This is a genomic window from Solihabitans fulvus, assembly GCF_008386585.1.
GTDB classification, from domain to species: Bacteria; Actinomycetota; Actinomycetes; order Mycobacteriales; family Pseudonocardiaceae; genus Solihabitans; species Solihabitans fulvus.
The window spans coordinates 322,310-338,876 of the sequence record NZ_VUOB01000022.1; the positions used below are offsets into that span (position 1 = coordinate 322,310).

The 16,567-nt window shown below is 72.9% G+C and carries 17 protein-coding genes, 1 pseudogene and 1 riboswitch; of the genes and pseudogenes, 10 read left to right on the forward strand and 8 right to left on the reverse strand.

What is annotated here, in order from left to right; genetic code table 11:
* Positions 1-30: 30 nt before the first annotated feature.
* A complete protein-coding gene (locus F0L68_RS14200) occupies positions 31-819 on the reverse strand; it encodes a dioxygenase family protein (RefSeq protein WP_149849992.1) in 789 nt (262 codons plus the stop codon).
* Between the two features lie 93 nt (positions 820-912).
* On the opposite strand from F0L68_RS14200, the gene F0L68_RS14205 reads away from it, so the two are divergent.
* Positions 913-1,383, forward strand: a complete 471-nt coding sequence (locus F0L68_RS14205) for a pyridoxamine 5'-phosphate oxidase family protein (protein WP_223198774.1) — start codon at positions 913-915, stop codon at positions 1,381-1,383.
* A 343-nt stretch (positions 1,384-1,726) separates the two neighbouring features.
* Here F0L68_RS14205 and thiE read toward each other — a convergent pair whose 3' ends face one another.
* Complete coding sequence (gene thiE, locus F0L68_RS14210; protein ID WP_149849993.1) at positions 1,727-2,392, reverse strand: thiamine phosphate synthase; 666 nt, start codon at positions 2,390-2,392, stop codon at positions 1,727-1,729.
* Positions 2,393-2,466: 74 nt separating this feature from the next.
* Positions 2,467-2,576: riboswitch (TPP riboswitch) on the forward strand.
* Here thiE and thiO point away from each other — a divergent pair.
* From thiO to F0L68_RS14230, 4 genes are all read left to right on the forward strand, one after another.
* Positions 2,565-3,719, forward strand: coding sequence for a glycine oxidase ThiO (thiO, locus tag F0L68_RS14215; protein WP_188316563.1), 1,155 nt, complete (start codon positions 2,565-2,567; stop codon positions 3,717-3,719). Its footprint overlaps the riboswitch before it by 12 nt.
* Positions 3,716-3,916 carry a sulfur carrier protein ThiS gene (gene thiS, locus F0L68_RS14220; RefSeq protein WP_149849994.1) on the forward strand — a complete coding sequence of 67 codons (201 nt, stop codon included), beginning with the start codon at positions 3,716-3,718 and terminating at the stop codon, positions 3,914-3,916. The genes thiO and thiS overlap by 4 nt, the downstream gene beginning before the upstream one ends.
* Positions 3,917-3,920: 4 nt before the next feature.
* A complete protein-coding gene (locus F0L68_RS14225) occupies positions 3,921-4,682 on the forward strand; it encodes a thiazole synthase (RefSeq protein ID WP_149849995.1) in 762 nt (253 codons plus the stop codon).
* 172 nt (positions 4,683-4,854) lie between these two features.
* Positions 4,855-5,301, forward strand: coding sequence for a MarR family winged helix-turn-helix transcriptional regulator (locus F0L68_RS14230; RefSeq protein WP_223198775.1), 447 nt, complete (start codon positions 4,855-4,857; stop codon positions 5,299-5,301).
* 84 nt (positions 5,302-5,385) lie between these two features.
* On the opposite strand, the gene F0L68_RS14235 is transcribed toward F0L68_RS14230, so the two are convergent.
* Complete coding sequence (locus F0L68_RS14235; RefSeq protein WP_149849997.1) at positions 5,386-5,811, reverse strand: DUF1707 SHOCT-like domain-containing protein; 426 nt, start codon at positions 5,809-5,811, stop codon at positions 5,386-5,388.
* Positions 5,812-5,863: 52 nt separating this feature from the next.
* Here F0L68_RS14235 and F0L68_RS14240 point away from each other — a divergent pair, with 52 nt between their 5' ends.
* Complete coding sequence (locus tag F0L68_RS14240; protein ID WP_149849998.1) at positions 5,864-6,466, forward strand: TetR/AcrR family transcriptional regulator; 603 nt, start codon at positions 5,864-5,866, stop codon at positions 6,464-6,466.
* A 72-nt stretch (positions 6,467-6,538) separates the two neighbouring features.
* Here F0L68_RS14240 and thiD read toward each other — a convergent pair whose 3' ends face one another.
* On the reverse strand, positions 6,539-7,393 hold the full coding sequence (gene thiD, locus F0L68_RS14245; RefSeq protein ID WP_188316564.1) for a bifunctional hydroxymethylpyrimidine kinase/phosphomethylpyrimidine kinase: 855 nt from the start codon (positions 7,391-7,393) through the stop codon (positions 6,539-6,541).
* Between the two features lies 1 nt (position 7,394).
* On the reverse strand, positions 7,395-9,050 hold the full coding sequence (thiC, locus tag F0L68_RS14250; protein WP_149850000.1) for a phosphomethylpyrimidine synthase ThiC: 1,656 nt from the start codon (positions 9,048-9,050) through the stop codon (positions 7,395-7,397).
* A 198-nt stretch (positions 9,051-9,248) separates the two neighbouring features.
* On the opposite strand from thiC, the gene F0L68_RS14255 reads away from it, so the two are divergent.
* Both F0L68_RS14255 and F0L68_RS14260 read left to right on the forward strand, forming a co-directional pair.
* Entirely contained in the window at positions 9,249-9,896 is a 648-nt protein-coding gene (locus tag F0L68_RS14255) for a hypothetical protein (RefSeq protein ID WP_149850001.1), read from the forward strand.
* A 10-nt stretch (positions 9,897-9,906) separates the two neighbouring features.
* On the forward strand, positions 9,907-11,544 hold the full coding sequence (locus F0L68_RS14260; RefSeq protein ID WP_149850002.1) for a S41 family peptidase: 1,638 nt from the start codon (positions 9,907-9,909) through the stop codon (positions 11,542-11,544).
* Between the two features lie 36 nt (positions 11,545-11,580).
* Here F0L68_RS14260 and F0L68_RS14265 read toward each other — a convergent pair whose 3' ends face one another.
* The gene (locus F0L68_RS14265; protein WP_149850003.1) at positions 11,581-12,159 is read right to left on the reverse strand and encodes a peptide deformylase; all 579 of its coding nucleotides are present in this window, start codon (positions 12,157-12,159) and stop codon (positions 11,581-11,583) included.
* 143 nt (positions 12,160-12,302) lie between these two features.
* Here F0L68_RS14265 and napA point away from each other — a divergent pair.
* Positions 12,303-12,602: pseudogene (gene napA / locus F0L68_RS14270) on the forward strand (nucleoid-associated protein NapA); the annotation flags it as partial.
* Complete coding sequence (locus F0L68_RS14275; protein WP_149850005.1) at positions 12,599-13,243, forward strand: LytR C-terminal domain-containing protein; 645 nt, start codon at positions 12,599-12,601, stop codon at positions 13,241-13,243. The pseudogene napA and the gene F0L68_RS14275, both read left to right, overlap by 4 nt.
* Before the next feature lie 46 nt (positions 13,244-13,289).
* Here F0L68_RS14275 and F0L68_RS14280 read toward each other — a convergent pair whose 3' ends face one another.
* Positions 13,290-15,527 (reverse strand): AAA family ATPase, encoded by a 2,238-nt coding sequence (locus tag F0L68_RS14280; protein ID WP_149850006.1) that lies wholly within the window; start codon positions 15,525-15,527, stop codon positions 13,290-13,292.
* A 39-nt stretch (positions 15,528-15,566) separates the two neighbouring features.
* Positions 15,567-16,565, reverse strand: coding sequence for a CDP-diacylglycerol--serine O-phosphatidyltransferase (gene pssA, locus F0L68_RS14285; protein ID WP_149850007.1), 999 nt, complete (start codon positions 16,563-16,565; stop codon positions 15,567-15,569).
* Positions 16,566-16,567: the final 2 nt, after the last annotated feature.

A 16,567-nucleotide genomic window follows, 5' to 3' on the forward strand; every position in this document is an offset into this window, starting at 1 on the left:
GGATCCGGCCGGCGGGACCGCTCGGTCGGCTCAGTCGAACTGCACGGACCGCTTGGACAGCCCGAACCAGAAGCCCTCGACGGTCGTCTTCGGCGCGGTCTCGCGCGCCAGGCTCGCGCCGAGCGAGACGAACAGCGGCGCGAAGTGCTCGGTGCGCGGGTGGGCGAGTCCGGCGGCCGGCGCGCGGTGCTGGAAATCCAGCAGCCCGTCGACGTCCAGGCGCGTCAGCGCGTCGTTCGCCCAGTCGTCGAACTCGGTCGACCACGACGGTGGCCGCTGGTCGACGCCGCCCGCCATGCTCATCTCGCCGAGGTTGTGGGTCAGGAACCCGCTGCCGATCAGCAGCACGCCCTCGTCCCGCAGCGGCGCGAGCCGCCTGCCGACCTCAAGCAGCACGGCCGGATCGAGGCTGGGCATGGAGATCTGGAGCACCGGGATGTCGGCATCGGGGTACATCTCCACGAGCGGCACGTAGGCGCCGTGGTCGAGGCCGCGGCCGGGCTCGTCCCGCACCGGCCCCTGGCCGCTGAGCAGTTTGCGGACCGTGGCGGCCAGCTCGGGCGCGCCGGGGGCGGGGTAGGTGACCCGGTAGAAGCGGTCCGGGAAGCCCCAGAAGTCGTAGACCAGTGGGACGGTGCTGGTCGCGCCGAGCGTGAGCGGCTCGGCCTCCCAGTGCGCCGAGACGATCAGGATCGCCTTCGGCCTCGGCAGGTCCGCCGACCAGGCCGCGAGCTGCCCGGTCCACAACGGGTCGTCGGCCAGCGGCGGCGCGCCGTGACCCAGGTACAGGGCGGGCATCCGGCCCAGCGAGGTGCTCATGAGCCCTCCAAAGGTTGAATTTTCAACTTCAAAGGTACGAGCAGTTCAGCACGATTTCAACGAGCGTTCGGGCGTTCCGGTGTGAGTTGCCCGATGCGCGGCGACGCCGCGCCGGCGCGGTCGATCACAATCGGCATGGTGATCGACTTCGACATCGACGCCTTCCTGGCCCAGCCCCTGACCGCCCGCGTCGCCACCAACGGTCCCACCGTTCGACCGACCTGGTACCTGTGGGAGGACGAGGCGTTCTGGATCCTCACCGGCCCGTGGGCCAAGCTGCTCGACCGCGTCCGCACCGACCCGGCCCTGGCCATCACCGTCGATGTCTGCGACCCGGCCACCGGCCTCGTCCGGCAGGTCATCGCCCGAGGGCCCGCCGAAGTGCTGCCCTTCGACGTGCCGAGGGGGCTGCGCAAACTCAGCCGATACCTCGGCCCCGACGAGACTCGCTGGGACGCCCGGTTCCGCCACTACCTCCACGACGACCCAGCCGACCGCGGCACGGCCTGGCTCCGCGTCCGTCCCACCAGCCTCACCGCAACCGACCTCAGCTACGACGTCTGACCGCGACTGCCAATCGCGACCGGGGCCCGACCCGGCCAGCGAGCTGACGACTTCCGCGGGACACCGCGCCACAGAGGCCACTGAGCCAGCCCGCCCTAGGAGCCGGCCCGCCCCAAGAGCCAGCCCACCCTCCCTCGGGGGCTGTCCCCCTGGCCAGGGTATCGCCGTCCATCGGCGGAGGCCCGCGAAAGTCGGCGGGCTGTGGACAGCTAGTCGCCTTGTGGATAACTGCGCCCGACCCGGTCGCACCCGACCCGGTCGCGCCCGCCCCGGCAGCGCCCGACTCAGTCGCGCCTGACCTAGCCGCGCCTGACCTAGCCGCGCTCGACTGGCCGCGCAAACCTCAGCCGCGCAAACGCTTGGCGAGCCGTTGCGCCGCATCCAGCGGGTCCGCCGCCTCGGTGATCGCGCGGACGACCACCACCCGGTCAGCCCCGGCGGCCAGCACCTCGTCCAGCCGTCCGTGGTCGATCCCGCCGATGGCGAACCACGGCCGGTCGCCGTCGAGCGCCGCCGCGTCCCGGACCAGGCTCAGTCCCGGCGCGGTCCGGCCCGGCTTGGTCGGCGTCGGCCAGCACGGTCCGACGCAGAAGTAGTCCACGCCTGGCTCGCCGGCCGCGGCCGCCGCCTGCGCGCGGTCGTGCGTGGAGCGGCCGATCACCACGTCCTCGCCGAGGATCCGTCGCGCGACGGACACCGGCAGGTCGTCCTGGCCCAGGTGCAGCACGTCCGCCCCGGCCGCGAGCGCCACGTCGGCACGATCGTTCACCGACAGCAGCGCGCCGTGCCGCGCGCACGCCTCCGCGAACACCTCGAGCGCCGCCAGTTCCTGCCGCGCCTCGAGCGGGCCGTCGGCCTTGTCCCGCAGCTGGACGACGTCGACGCCACCGGCCAGCGCCGCGTCCAGGAACTCTGCGAGGTCGCCCCGGCCTGCCCGTGCGTCGGTGCACAGGTACAACCGCGCGTCGGCGAGCCGCCGCCTGATCTGATCTCCGTCGAGTCCCGGCACGCGGCGACCGTAACCGCCGCGTGGGATCGAAGGAAAGTGCGCATTGCGTGGATCTCCTCGTGCGCTACGGTGGTGGCTGGTCGCACGGGAGCCTGGAGGAACCGGGCTGAGAGGGGACTTGCCAGTCCCGACCGTCGAACCTGATCCGGGTCATGCCGGCGCAGGGAGCGTGATGGTGATGTCTTTCGCGGGTGTTAGTGGCCGTCTCACCGTGGTCGGTGGCGGCGTCATCGGGCTGTCGGTGGCGTGGCGTGCCGCCGTGGCCGGGTACGCCGTCGAGGTGCTCGATCCCGACCCCGGCGGCGGCGCGTCCTGGGTGGCCGGCGGCATGCTGGCCCCGCTGACCGAGGCGTGGCCCGGCGAGGAACCGGTGCTCGCGCTCGGTCTCGCCGCGCAGGTCGGCTGGCCCTCCTACGCGGACCGGCTGCGCGCGGACTCCGGCATGTCGCCGGGCCTGCGCGCGGAGGGCACGCTCGCGGTGGCGCTGGACCGCGCGGACGCCGAGGTCCTCGACGCGTTGGCCGGGCACCTCGCCGGGGCAGGCCGCCAGGTGACCCGCCTGACCGGGCGGGAGGTGCGCGCGCTCGAACCGAGCCTCGGTCCGAGTGTCCGAAGTGGACTGTCGGTGCCGCAGGACGTCTCCGTGGACAACCGGGCGCTGCTCGCCGCGTTGCGCGTGGCGTGTGAGTGGCACGGCGTCGGCTTCGACATCCGTCCCGTCGCGCGCGTGTCGGCCGGTCGGGTCGAGTTCACCGATCAGTCCATTGTGGACTGTGACGTCGTCGTGATCACAGCCGGCGCGTGGAGCGGCGAGCTGCATCCCGCGCTGCGCGGTGTGATCCGCCCGGTGAAGGGCGAGATCCTGCGGCTGCGGGCACGTCCCGGCGCGCTCCCGCCGCCGACCCGCACGGTCCGCGCGTTGGTGCGCGGCCGGCCGGCCTACCTGGTGCCACGGGATGACGGGCTGGTGCTCGGCGCCACCGAGTACGAGGCCGGCTTCGACCAGGACGTCACCGTCGGCGGGGTGCGCGACCTGCTCGCCGACGCCGAACTGGTGCTGCCCGGTGTCGCGGAGTACGCGCTCGCCGAGTGCGCCGCCGGGTTCCGCGCCGGCAGCCCGGACAACCTGCCGCTGGTCGGCTGGTTGGAACCCGGGGTGCTCGCCGCGACCGGCCACCACCGCAACGGCCTGCTGCTCGCCCCGATCACCGCCGACGCGGTGCTCGACCTGCTGGCGGGCCGGCCGGTGTGCGAGGAGATCGCGGCGGCCGACCCCGAACGGTTCGCACAACGGGCCACGACAACGAGAACAGGAGGGGCGGGATGAGGGCACGGGTCAACGGCGAGCACCGGGATCTGGCCGAGGGGATCACCGTGGCGGCGGTCCTCGACGAGCTCGGGGCGCCGCCGTCCGGCGTCGCCGTCGCGGTGGACGGGGAGATCGTGCCGCGCGCGGCGTGGCCGACCACCCCGCTGCACGAGGACGCGGCGGTCGAGGTGCTGACCGCCGTGCAGGGAGGGTGACACGATGGACGACCCACTGATCATCGGCGGCCGTGAGTTCGGCTCGCGCCTGGTGATGGGCACCGGCGGCGCGGCGAACCTGGCCGTGCTCGAACGCGCGCTCGTCTCCTCGGGCACCGAGCTGACCACGGTGGCGATGCGCCGGATGGACAGCTCGGGCGGCACCGGCGTGCTGGAGTTGTTGCGGCGCCTCGGGATCGAGCCGCTGCCCAACACCGCGGGCTGTCGGGGCGCCGCCGAGGCGGTGCTCACCGCGCGGCTGGCCAGGGAGGCGCTCGGCACCAGTTGGGTGAAGTTGGAGGTGATCGCCGACGACCGCACGCTGCTGCCCGATCCCGTCGAGCTCCTCGACGCGGCGGAGCGGTTGGTCGACGACGGTTTCACCGTGCTGCCCTACACCAACGACGATCCGGTGCTCGCGCTGCGGCTGGAGCAGGTCGGCTGCGCGGCGGTGATGCCGCTCGGCTCGCCGATCGGCACCGGGCTCGGCATCCGCAACCCGCACAACATCGAGCTGATCGTGTCGCGCGCGTCCGTGCCGGTGATCCTCGACGCGGGCATCGGCACCGCGTCCGACGCGGCACTGGCGATGGAACTGGGCTGCTCGGCGGTGTTGTTGGCCACGGCGGTGACCAGGGCGCAGGACCCGGAGCGGATGGCCGCCGCGATGCGCGCCGGCGTCGAGGCCGGCAGGCTGGCGCGGCTCGCGGGACGGATTCCTCGGCGCTTTTGGGCCGAGGCGTCCAGCCCCGATCCTGACGTGTAGAACGACCTGTAGAACGACCCGTAGAACGTTCGGGCGCACCGGGAAGCGCTTTCGTTCCATCTTGCGGGGCCAAAGCCACCGGACTGCGGACCGTCGGTGCGCCGAGCCTGCACAATGGATGGCGGGGTGCTGGTTTCGGTACCCCTCCATCCCAGGAGGAGGCGAATCTGCCGTGACGGCCACGACGGCCGGTGAGGTCGAGGACGCCACCGCGCGGCTCTATCTCGCCATCGGCCGGTTGTCCAGGTTGTTGCGCCGCACGGGTTCGCCCGGTCTCGGCCCCGGCGCGGTGTCCGCGCTGGCGACGCTGGCGCGGTGTGGTCCGATGCGGCTCGGCGACCTCGCCGCCAAGGAGGGCGTCGCCCCGCCGACGCTGTCGCGGATCGTCGCGGCGCTGGTGGAGGCCGGCTACGTGCAGCGCGACCCCGATCCGCAGGACGGCCGCGCCTGGCTGGCCTCGCCGACCCCCGAGGGGGAGCGGATGGCGTCCGGCGTGCGGTCCGCCCGCGTGCACGAGTTGCAGCGCCGGATCGAGCGCCTCGACCCTGGGCACTTCGCCTCGCTCGTCACCGCGCTCGAGGCCCTTGAGGAGATCGTCACCGAGGATCCCGAGGTCTGACCGGGATCTCGGCGTTCCCGCGCCGCGAGACGTCGGCAGCGGATGTCCCCCGATCCAAGGTGTGGTCGGCCGCCGGCCGAGGGCTTACCGGCGGGCCGCGGCCTTGGAACGGTCCCGGTCGCCGTCGACGAACGCGAGGGCGAGCAGCACGAGCGCCCACGCGCCGAGCGGCCAGACGGGCCAGAAGTGCTGAGCGTGGCCCGCGACGAGGCTGCTCACGCCCCAGATGCCGACCATGATCACCGCGCCGCCGAGCCAGGCCCACCATTCGTCGACCCACTCGCGTAGCTCTCTGCGCTTGCGCTCGGCCGCCAGTTGCGCCGGGGTGGCCGGCAGGTCGGCGGTGAGCGCGACCAGCTCGCCGGTGGTGCCCGCCGACACCGCGAGGTCCAGCCTGCGCTCATACTCGGCCAGGTCGAGCCGGCCGTCGGCCAGCGCGGCGCCGAGCACCCCGCACGCGGCCTCGCGGTCTGCATCCGAGGCTCGGACGGACAGGTCGTGATCGGTCATGGCCTTCCTCCCCGTTTAGAATACGAGTGTATCCCAAAAGCGAGGTGAGTCGATGCCGAAGGTCGTGGACAGGGCGCAGCAGCGCAGGGACATCGGCGCAGCCCTGCTTCGGCTGCTCGCGCGCGAGGGCCTTGAGGAGGTCAGCGTGCGCACGGTCGCGGCCGAGGCTGGCCGATCCGCCGGGGCGGTGCAGAAGTACTTCAGCAGCAAGGACGAGCTGCTGCGCTTCGCCCTCGACCTGACCGGCGAACGGGCGACCGAGCGGCTGCTACGGGTCGATCCCGCCGGGCCGACGAAGGACGTGCTGCGCAGGTACGTCGAGGCCACGCTCCCGCTGGACGAGGATCGCCGCGCCGAAGCCGTGGTGTGGGCGGCCTTCGCGGTCCGTGGCGCGCTGCGCGCCGACTTCGGAGCCGTGCTCGCCGAGGTCGACCGCGAGGTGCGTGGCCACCTGGCCGAGCTGCTCGGCGCGGCGCTCGCGGCCGGCCGGATCCGCCAGGACCTCGACCCGTTCGCCGTGGCCGACGCGCTCATCGCGGTGTCGGACGGCCTGTCCGTCCGGTTGCTCTACAACCCGGACGACCAGGCCGTCCTGCTGACCGCGCTCGATACGGCCCTGACCGCCCTGCTGGGCGCCGGCACCGACGAGCTCTAAGGGCTCTAAAGCCCCAGTTCCGGCAGTCCTGACCGCCCTGCTGGGCGTCGGCACCGACGAGCTCTAAGGGCTCTAGAGCCCCAGTTCCGGCAGTTCCAGTTCCGGCAGCGCGCCGTCCAGCCGCCAGAACGGCGAGACCGGCCCGACACCGCCGCCGAGCGGATAGGCGTCGCGGACCGACCGCACCACGAACTCCTTGCCGAACCGCACCGCCTCCGGCACGTCCGCGCCCTTGGCCAGCGCCGAGGTGATCGACGACGCGATGGTGTCGCCGCTGCCGTGCGTGTGCTTCGTGTCGTACCTCGGGCCGGGCAGCTCGACGAACCGCCTGCCGTCGTAGAGCAGGTCGACGCACTCCGGATCGGTCCACAGGTGGCCGCCCTTGACCAGCGCCCACTGCGGCCCGAACGCGTGCAGCGCCTCGGCCGCCTTCCGTTGGCTGGCCCGGTCGGTCACGGTGATCCCGGTGAGCAGCGCGACCTCGTCGAGGTTCGGCGTGACCAGCGTCGCCATCGGGAACAGCCTGCGCCGCAACGCGTCCAGCGCGTCCTCACGCAGCAGCGGGTCGCCGTGCATCGACGCGGCGACCGGGTCGACGACGAACGGCGTCGACCCGGACCGTCCGATGTGGACCCGCTCGCACGCGTCGGCCACCGCGGCGATGATCCCCGCGCTGGCCAGCATGCCCGTCTTCGCCGCGCGCACACCGATGTCGGCGGCCACCGCCTCGATCTGGGCGGCGACCACCTCCGGCGGCAGCTCGGTGAAACCGGTGACGCCCAACGTGTTCTGCACGGTCACGGCCGTCACCGCGGTCATCCCGTGCACCCCGCACGCGAAGAACGTGCGGAGGTCGGCCTGGATGCCGGCACCACCGCCGGAGTCGGATCCGGCGATGGTGAGCACGGCGGGTGGTGCTGTGGTCAACTCAACTCTTTTCCACCACTGGCAGATAGACCTGCTTGCCGTGGTCGGCGAACTCCGTGGACATCTCCTGCATACCGGCCTCGATCGCCTCGACGGTCGACAGGCCCCGTTCCTCCGCGTACTTCCGGACGTCCTGCGTGATCTTCATCGAGCAGAACTTCGGCCCGCACATCGAGCAGAAGTGTGCGGTCTTCGCGGCCTCGACCGGCAGCGTCTCGTCGTGGAAGGACCGAGCGGTGTCCGGGTCGAGCGACAGGTTGAACTGGTCGTTCCAGCGGAACTCGAAGCGCGCCTTGGACAACGCGTCGTCCCAGTCCTGCGCCCTCGGGTGACCCTTGGCCAGGTCGGCCGAGTGCGCCGCGATCTTGTAGGTGATCACGCCCGTCTTCACGTCGTCCCGGTTGGGCAGCCCGAGGTGCTCCTTCGGCGTGACGTAGCAGAGCATCGCCGTGCCGTGCCAGGCGATCTGCGCCGCGCCGATCGCCGAGGTGATGTGGTCGTAGGCGGGCGCGATGTCCGTGGCCAGCGGGCCGAGGGTGTAGAACGGCGCCTCGCCGCACCACTCCTCCTCCAGCCGCACGTTCTCCGCGATCTTGTGCATCGGCACGTGGCCGGGGCCCTCGATCATCACCTGCACGTCGTGCGCCCTGGCGATGTGCGTCAGCTCGCCCAACGTGCGCAGCTCCGCGAACTGCGCCTCGTCGTTGGCGTCCGCGATCGACCCGGGCCGCAGCCCGTCGCCGAGCGAGAACGTCACGTCGTAGGTGCGCAGGATCTCGCACAGCTCCTCGAAGTTCGTGTAGAGGAAGCTCTCCTTGTGGTGCGCAAGGCACCACGCGGCCATGATCGAGCCGCCCCGCGACACGATGCCGGTGACCCGTCGGGCGGTCAGCGGCACGTAGCGCAGCAGCACGCCGGCGTGCACCGTCATGTAGTCGACGCCCTGCTCGCACTGCTCGATGATGGTGTCCCGGTAGACCTCCCAGGACAGCTCGGCCGGATCCCCGTTGACCTTCTCCAGCGCCTGGTAGATCGGCACGGTGCCGACCGGGATCGGCGCGTTGCGCATGATCCACTCGCGGGTCTCGTGGATCCGCTTGCCGGTGGACAGGTCCATCAGCGTGTCCGCGCCCCAGCGGGACGCCCACACCATCTTGTCCACCTCCTCCTCGATCGAGGAGGACACCGCCGAGTTCCCGATGTTGGCGTTGATCTTCACCAGGAACTTCTTGCCGATGACCATCGGCTCGGCCTCGGGGTGGCGGCGGTTGGCCGGGATCACGGCCCGGCCGATCGCCACCTCCGAGCGCACCAGCTCGGGGTCGACACCCTCGCGCTCGGCGCAGAACCGCATCTCGGCCGTGATGACGCCGGCCTTCGCGTAGGCCAGCTGGGTCACCGCGCCGCCGATCGGCTCGCGGCCCGCGATCCAGTCCTCTCGCAGCGCCGGAAGTCCACTGTGGACGTCGATGGTCGCGCTCTCGTCGGTATATGGACCGGAAGTGTCGTATAGGTCGACGTGCTCGCCGTTGGTCAGTTCGACCCTGCGGAAGGGGACCCGCACGCCGTCACCGGCGTCGCGGTACACCTTCCGCGAGCCGGAGATCGGCCCGGTGGTCACACTGGGGCGGACAGAGCGGTCGTCAAGAGCCGTCACGACATTCCTCCCTACGCCGGCATTACCCGGTCAGGTTCAGGCGGTCGGCGGCACCGGGTCGCTTCTCGACTCCAGCCGCCCTCTCAGCCCGCTATGGCGCGAGCTCCCGCGTTGTGTTGAGTTGTCGGCCCGACCATAACCACCCCACCGGTGGACTGCCAAGGGCAGACCGGTCGGCATACGGCTACGGTTCTCGGCGTGGCTGAGGATCAGCCCTATCCGCCAGGCGCGCGCCGGGCCAAGCGCCCCGCCGCCGCCTTGCCGTGCGCGGACTGCGGTGACCTGCTCGGCAGGGGGTATCCGGCCTGCTCGTCCTGCGCCGACGCGGTCGACGCGCTGTGGCGGCCGGACTGGCAGGCGCTGCTGGCCGCCGAGGGGGTCGAGCCGGGCGCGGAGGGGGAGCGGGAGCTCGCCGAACGGGTGCTCGCCGACGAGGTCGGCCGGCACCCCTGGACCTGCACCGACTGGGCGCTCGCGCTGCTGACCTGCGGCCAGTGCGGTTCGGAGCTCGGCGCTGGCCCGCTGGGCTGCGTGCGCTGCACGATCGCCGACACCAACCGGTGGGCCTGGGACCACCTCGGTCACCCCGGCGCGATGACCGGCAACGAACACGCCCTGCGGGTCTGCCGGGCCGTGCTGCGCGCCCCGCACCGGCAGCGCCCGACGATCGTGCAGAGCTGGCAGCTGACCATGCCGTTCCTGCTGGTCGGGGAGCTGACCACGACCGGCCAGGCGCAGCGGATCAGGGCGCACGTGCTGGCCGGCCGCTACGCGGACCTCGCCGAGTGCGCCAGCTACGCGGCGATGGCCGGGCTGCCGGAACTGCCGTGGCGGCGCACCTCGTAGGGTCTGGACCATGGAGTTGGCGCTGGTCTGGCCGCAGGGGGCGGAGTTCGACCAGCACGCCAGGCTGCTGCACCAGGAGCGGGCCGCCATCGAAGCCGAGTTCGGCGTCGAGGCGCGCGTGCTGCGCGCCGATCCTGGCGTCGGCCACCGCTGGGTGTTCCTGCTGGACCCGGCGCACGACGGTCCCGCGCTTATCCGCGCCGACGGCGAGCTGATCGAGTCGGTCGCCGCGACGCACCGGGAGCTGTGGGGCACGCTCAGCCTCCGGCACACCTGGCTGCGCACCAAGGCCGACGTGCGCGCCGAACCGGCGACGAACCTGGCCGGCGCCGTGGTCAGGATCGCGGCAGAGGTGGGGTTCACCTTCCCCGGTTTCGAGTTGCGCGGGCTGGACTGGGCGCGGACCTGCGCCGAGCACGGTCCGCGCGTGCTGGCCGCCGCCGATCCGCTCGCCGCCGCCCAGGAGTGGATCGCGGAACTCGGGGACGCGCACACCGCCCTGCACCCGGTGCCCAGGCCGGTGCCGCTGCCCTACGTCGCGGAGGTCGCCGGGCCGCCGGCCGGCGGTGGGGCTGGCGGGCGCGCGCGGTTGCTGCGGGTGCCCGAGGGCAGCGGGGCCTGGCTGGCCGGTGTCCGGCCCGGCTGGCGGCTCGCCGCCGACGACCCCGCCGACGTGTTCCGGCGCACCTGCGCGCCGCCGCACATGCGCCCGTACGCCGCCGGTCGACGCCTGTTGTCCTCGTCGCCGGGCGTGTCGAGGCGGCTCACCGCGTTCGGGCCGGGCGGAGCGGTGGTGCACTGGGCGGAGACGCCGACCGGGCTGCCGCACGGCGACCTGGTGTCCTGGCGACGGCTGCCGTCCGGGGCAGGCTACCTGCGGATACAGCTCTGGCTGGCGGGCGCCGGCATCGAGGACGCGGTCGACGCGGCGCTCGCCGACCTGGCCGGTTGCCCGGCCCTCGTGCTCGACCTGCGCGGCAACGTCGGAGGGAACTACCTGCTCGGCCTGGCCACCAGAGATCGCTTCGTGCGGGACGACACGATCATGGGTCGCACACATGTGCAGGACACACACGTGTGCGGTGCGGATGTGTGCCGCACAGACGTGGGCGGCACAGATGTGTGGGACACACACGTGCGGGGCACAGGTGTGCGGGACACGGATGTGCGGGGCACAGGTGTGCGGGACACGGATGTGCGGGGCACAGGTGTGCGGGACACGGATGTGCGCGTCGACGGGAGGGGCGCGGGCGGCACGGCCATGGGCGCCGTGCGGTACTCGGTCGGGCGCGGGCTGTCCGCGCCGGTGCCGATCATCGCCCGCCCGACCGAGGGAGTACGGCGCTGGCCGGGGCGGCTGATCGTGCTCACCGACGCCCTCACCTACTCGGCCAGCGAGGACTTCCTGCTCGGCTTGCAGGGGTTGCCGCACGTGCGGGTCGTCGGCGAGCGCAGCGGCGGCGGCAGTGGCCGGCCTCGCGTCCTGGACGTGTTCCCCGGCTGGCAGCTCGCCATCAGCACGGTCCTGACCTACGACCGTGCCGGCCACTGCGTCGAGGGCGCCGGCATCCCGGTCGACCTGCGCGTCCCAGCCATGCGGCCGGACGACGGCGACCCGGTGCTGGCCGCCGCCGAACGACTGGTCTGAGACCTGACTACTCGTCGGATCTGCTGCGTCGACCTGCTACTCGTCGTCGGCGAACGGGTCCTCGGCCGTCGCCGGGTCCCAGGACAGACCCGGCTTGCCCCATTCGTTCTGCCTGAGCATTCGCTTGGCCTCGCGCTTGTTCCTGCCGACCAGCCGGTCGAGGTAGAGGAAGCCGTCGAGGTGGTCGGTCTCGTGCTGGAGGCACCTGGCGAAGAAGCCGGTGCCCTCGACCTCGACCGGCTCGCCCCGCTCGTCCTGCCCGGTGACCTTGGCCCAGGTGGCGCGGCCGGTGGGGAACGTCTCGCCGGGCACCGAGAGGCAGCCCTCGAAGTCGTCGTCTGGGTCGGGCATGCCCTCGGGCACCTCGGACGTCGACAGCACCGGGTTGACCACGAGGCCGCGGTGCCGGACGCCCTCGTCGTCGGGGCAGTCGTAGACGAACACGCGCAGGTCGACGCCGATCTGGTTGGCGGCGAGCCCGACGCCGTTGGCCGCGGCCATCGTCTCGAACATGTCGTTGAGCAGGGTCCGCAGCTCGTCGTCGAACGCCTCGACCTTGCGGGTCGGGTTGTGCAGGACGGGGTCGCCCACGATGCGGATCGGGTGAACTGCCATGGGAGGCAGATTAATCTGACTCGGGAACGGACGCGCCGGGCGATCGCGGCACGGCGACGATGATCACGTGATGTAATAGCGTCTGGGAATCACGGGGGCGTGGTTCCTGCGACCGCAGGGATCCCCACCGCGAGGCGAGGAGCCAGATGGACGCCGCAGAGGCCCTGGCGCCGGCCGAGGAGCCGGATGACGGCCTGACCAGCCGGGAGCGAGAGATCCTCGCGTTCGAACGGCAGTGGTGGAAGTACGCGGGCGCGAAGGAACAGGCGATCCGCGAGCTGTTCGACATGTCGGGCACGCGGTACTACCAGCTCCTCAACGCCCTGATCGACAAGCAGGAGGCCCTGGCGGCCGATCCCATGTTGATCAAGAGACTCCGTAGGCTCAGGGCAGGTAGGCAGCGAGCGCGGTCAGCGCGTCGCCTGGGCATCGAACCGAGATGAGTTCCGTGGACCCAAGTCCATCCCGTCCGGCGCGGGTCGCCGGGCTCGCGCTGATCGCCGTCGCCGCGATCGCCGCCGTCATCGGTGTGGTCTCGCTGTTCGGCTGGGGTCCATCCCCGGTCGCGAGCGGCAACAACACCCCGGCGTCCCAGACCGGCACCGCGTCGGGTTCCTCGTCCGCCGATCCCGGCACGAGCGCCAGCACGGCGCCGACCTCGGCGCAGCCGCCGACCACCAGCGCCCCGGACTCGACGGCCCCGACCACGAGCGCGCCTGCGCCGACCACCGGTGGGCCGACCACGCAGCCCCCGACGGCGAACCAGAGCCAGCCGGGGAACCCGCCGCCCATCGCCGCATCGCCGGTGCGGGTCTACAACAACAGCACCATCCCGCGCCTGGCCGCCATGGCCGCCGACGACCTGCGCGGCGCCGGCTGGGACGTGATCGACGTCGGCAACTACTCGCAGGGGCAGATCCCGACCACCACGGTCTACTTCCGGCCGGGCACCAGTGAGCAGGACGCGGCCAACCGGCTCGGGGCCAGGGTCGGCGCCCGCGTCGAGCCCCGCTTCGACGGCATCGCCTCCGCCAGCCCAGGCATCATCTTCATCGTCACCAACGACTACAAGGGCATGAAGTAGCCGAGCCACTGGCGCCGTGGCCGGGCCACGGCGCCGGCTCGGCTCGTCAGCCGCGCGTCTCGGCGTAGGCGGCGAGCGCGGCCAGCTGCGCGGGATCCAGCGACGGGCGCACGGCCCCGCGCGCGGCGGCCAGGTGCGCCGCGGTGACCTCGGCGGCGTCCAGCGACTCCCGCATGGCGGTCAGCGCGGCCTCGCGGACCAGCGCGGCGCAGTCCGCCGCCGAGTAGCCCTCCAGCGACACGGCCAGCTCGTCCACGTCCACATCCCCGGCCAGCGGCGTGTTCTTCGCCGCGGCCCGCAGGATCGCCGCGCGGTCGGTGGCGCTCGGCGGCGGCACGTACACCAGCCGCTCAAGGCGGCCAGGCCGCAGCAGCGCCGGGTCGACCAGCTCCGGCCGGTTCGTCGCGGCGAGCACCACCACATCGCGCAGCGGCTCGACGCCGTCCAGCTCGGTCAGCAGCGCGGCGACCACCCGGTCCGCGACACCCGAGTCAGAGGACTGCCCGCGCCTCGGCGCCAACGCGTCCACCTCGTCGAGGAACACCATGGCCGGCGCGGCCTCGGCGGCGCGGCGGAACAGCTCCCGCACCGCGCGCTCCGACTCGCCGACGAACTTGTCCATCAGCTCGGCGCCCTTGACCGACAGCACGTTCAGTTGCCCGGTGCCGGCCAGCGCGCGCACCAGGAACGTCTTGCCGCACCCCGGCGGCCCGTACAGCAGCACCCCGCGCGGCGGCGCGACACCGAGGCGGGCAAAGGAATCCGGGTACTGCAACGGCCACAGCGCCGACTCGGTGAGCGCCTGCTTCACCTCGGCCATCGCGCCGACGTCGTCCAGCGTCAGGCCGCCGGTGCGCAGAATGTCCGAAGTGGACATCGAGGTCGGCCGCACGGTGTCCAGCGCGCCGAGCAGGTCCTCCTGGCCGATGCGCGGCTCGTCGGAGTCCTGTTGCCGCAGCGCCGACCGCACGGCCGCCTCCCGGCGCAGCGCGACCAGGTCGGCGGCGACGAAGCCAGGAGTCCGGTCGGCGATCGGGCCGAGGTCCACAGTGGACTCCATCGGCACGTCGCGCAGCAGCACCCGCAGCAGCTCGGTGCGGCCGGGGCCGTCCGGCGGGGCCAGGGTCAGCTCGCGGTCGACCAGTTCGGGGGAGCGCAGCCTCGGGTCGACGGCCTCCGGGTGCGAGCTGGTGACCACCAGCGCGAGCTGCGGGAACCCGACGGCCGCGCGCAGCGTCTCCAGCACGACGGTGGCGACGGGCGGCGGAGTGGTCATCGGCAGCAGCGCGTCGACGTCGGTCACCAGCAGCAGGCACGGGCCGTCCTGGTCGGCCAGCGTCGCGGCGGCCGTCACCGCGTCGGCCACCCGCTGGGCGGCGGCCCCGGCCTCAAGCACTGCGACGCTCGGCGCGGCCAGCTCGACGACCTCCGCGCCGAGGCTGCGCGCGACCGATCGCACCAGGGTGGTCTTGCCGACGCCCTCCGGCCCGCCGAGCAGGACGCCGAGCCGCGCCGTCGCGCCGAGCCTGGTCAGCAGCTCGGGCCTGCGGAAGCTCAGGTCGAGCCACTCGGTCAGCTTCCGCGCCGCGTCCCGGTGGCCGACCAGGTCGGTCAGCGGCGGCACGGGCCGCTCCTCGGCGGCGGGCAGTTCGAGCCTGGCGGGCGCGACCGGGGCGGGGGTCCGCGTCGCGATGACCGGCACGAGCTGGCCGCCGGTGTCCCCGGTCCGCGCGCCGTCCCGCCAGCCGACCACGGTCGAGGGCCCGACCGCGACAGGGCCGGGCGGCTCGGTCGCGGTGACGGTCAGCAGTTCGTTGGTCCAGGTCATGCCGATGGCGGCGGCGAGCCTGCTGCGGGTGGCGGCGAGATCCGTGCCGGGCAGGGGGTTGAGGTCCTGGGGCAGCAGCGAGACGGCGTCGCCGACCGTGAGCACCTTCCCGGTGAGCGCGAGCCGCAGCGTCTCCGGGGTGAGCGAGGTGGTGGCCAGCCGCGAGCCGCTGACGGTGACGGCGCGCGCCGCGGTCACCTGCACCGGCGCGACCACGATCTCCGCGCCCTCGGCGATCCCGAGGTTGGACAGCGTGACGTCGTCGACCAGCACGATGCCCGGCGAGCCAGCGCCGTCACCCGAGGCCGCCAGCGCCGCGCTGACGCGCGCCCCGGTCAGCCGCACCGCGTCCCAGGCGCGCAGGCCGAGGGCGTCGAGCACCTCGGGATGCAGTCGGACGACGCCGCGCCTGGTGTCCAGGGCGGAAGAGGCCAGCCGTGCCGTCAGCGTGATCACAGCGCCCGAGCTTAATGCGGCGCTCGACCCCGCCCTCGACTACGGCGTGCGGCGCGGCGGCTGGGGTTCCTTGGGGCCCTGGTTGCGGCGCAGGCCGATCTGCCGCCAGCCGCGTCGCCTGCCGGGGCCGACGTGTCCGCCGCCGTCGCTGACCTGGCCGTTGCGCCGGGGCAGCCGCACCGCGCGCATGGCCGCGCCGGCCACCCGGCCGCGCAACGGCTGCCGCAGGCCGAGCCTGCGGGCCGCGACGCCGTGCGCCCTGCGGATGGCCCTGCGGTCGGCGGCCGGCACGCTCCACGCCTCGGGGTGCTTGGCCAGCCAGCGGTACCGGCGCACCGCGTAGGGCAGGTGGCCGAGGTAGACGATCATCGCGGTGGCGAGCGCCACCAGCGGGAAGGTGATGATGGCCGCCGCGAGCAGTCCGACGAGCACCAGCAGCGGCGCGACCGCGCGCGGCGGCACCTTCACGGTCTTCACCGACAGCGTCGGGATCCGGCTGATCAGCAGCACCGCGACCGCGACGGTCCACACCATCAGCAGGCCGGGCGAGGACCACCAGCCGTCGCGGCCGATCTGCTCGGTGATGATCAGCGGCAGCAGGATCAGCAGGCCGCCCGCCGGGGCCGGCACGCCGACGAAGAACTCCTTGGCGTACGGCGGCTGCTCGGTGTCCTCCAGCAGCGTGTTGAAGCGCGCAAGGCGAAGGATCATGCACACCGCAAAGACGAGTGCGACGACCCAGCCGATGCGGTTCTCCTCCAGCCGCAGCTTCCACACGTAGACCACCAGGGCTGGCGCGACGCCGAAGGAGATCGCGTCGGACAGCGAGTCCAGCTCGGCGCCCATCTTGCTGGTGGCGTCGAGCAGCCTGGCGATGCGGCCGTCGAGGCTGTCCAGCACGGCGGCGACGCCGATCGACGCGATCGCCAGGTCCCAGTGCGCGCCGAGCGCGAACTGCACGGCGGACAGCCCCGCGCACATGGCGAGGACCGTGATCGCGTTCGGCAGCAGTCGGACCCCTGGCCCGGTGGTCGGCATGC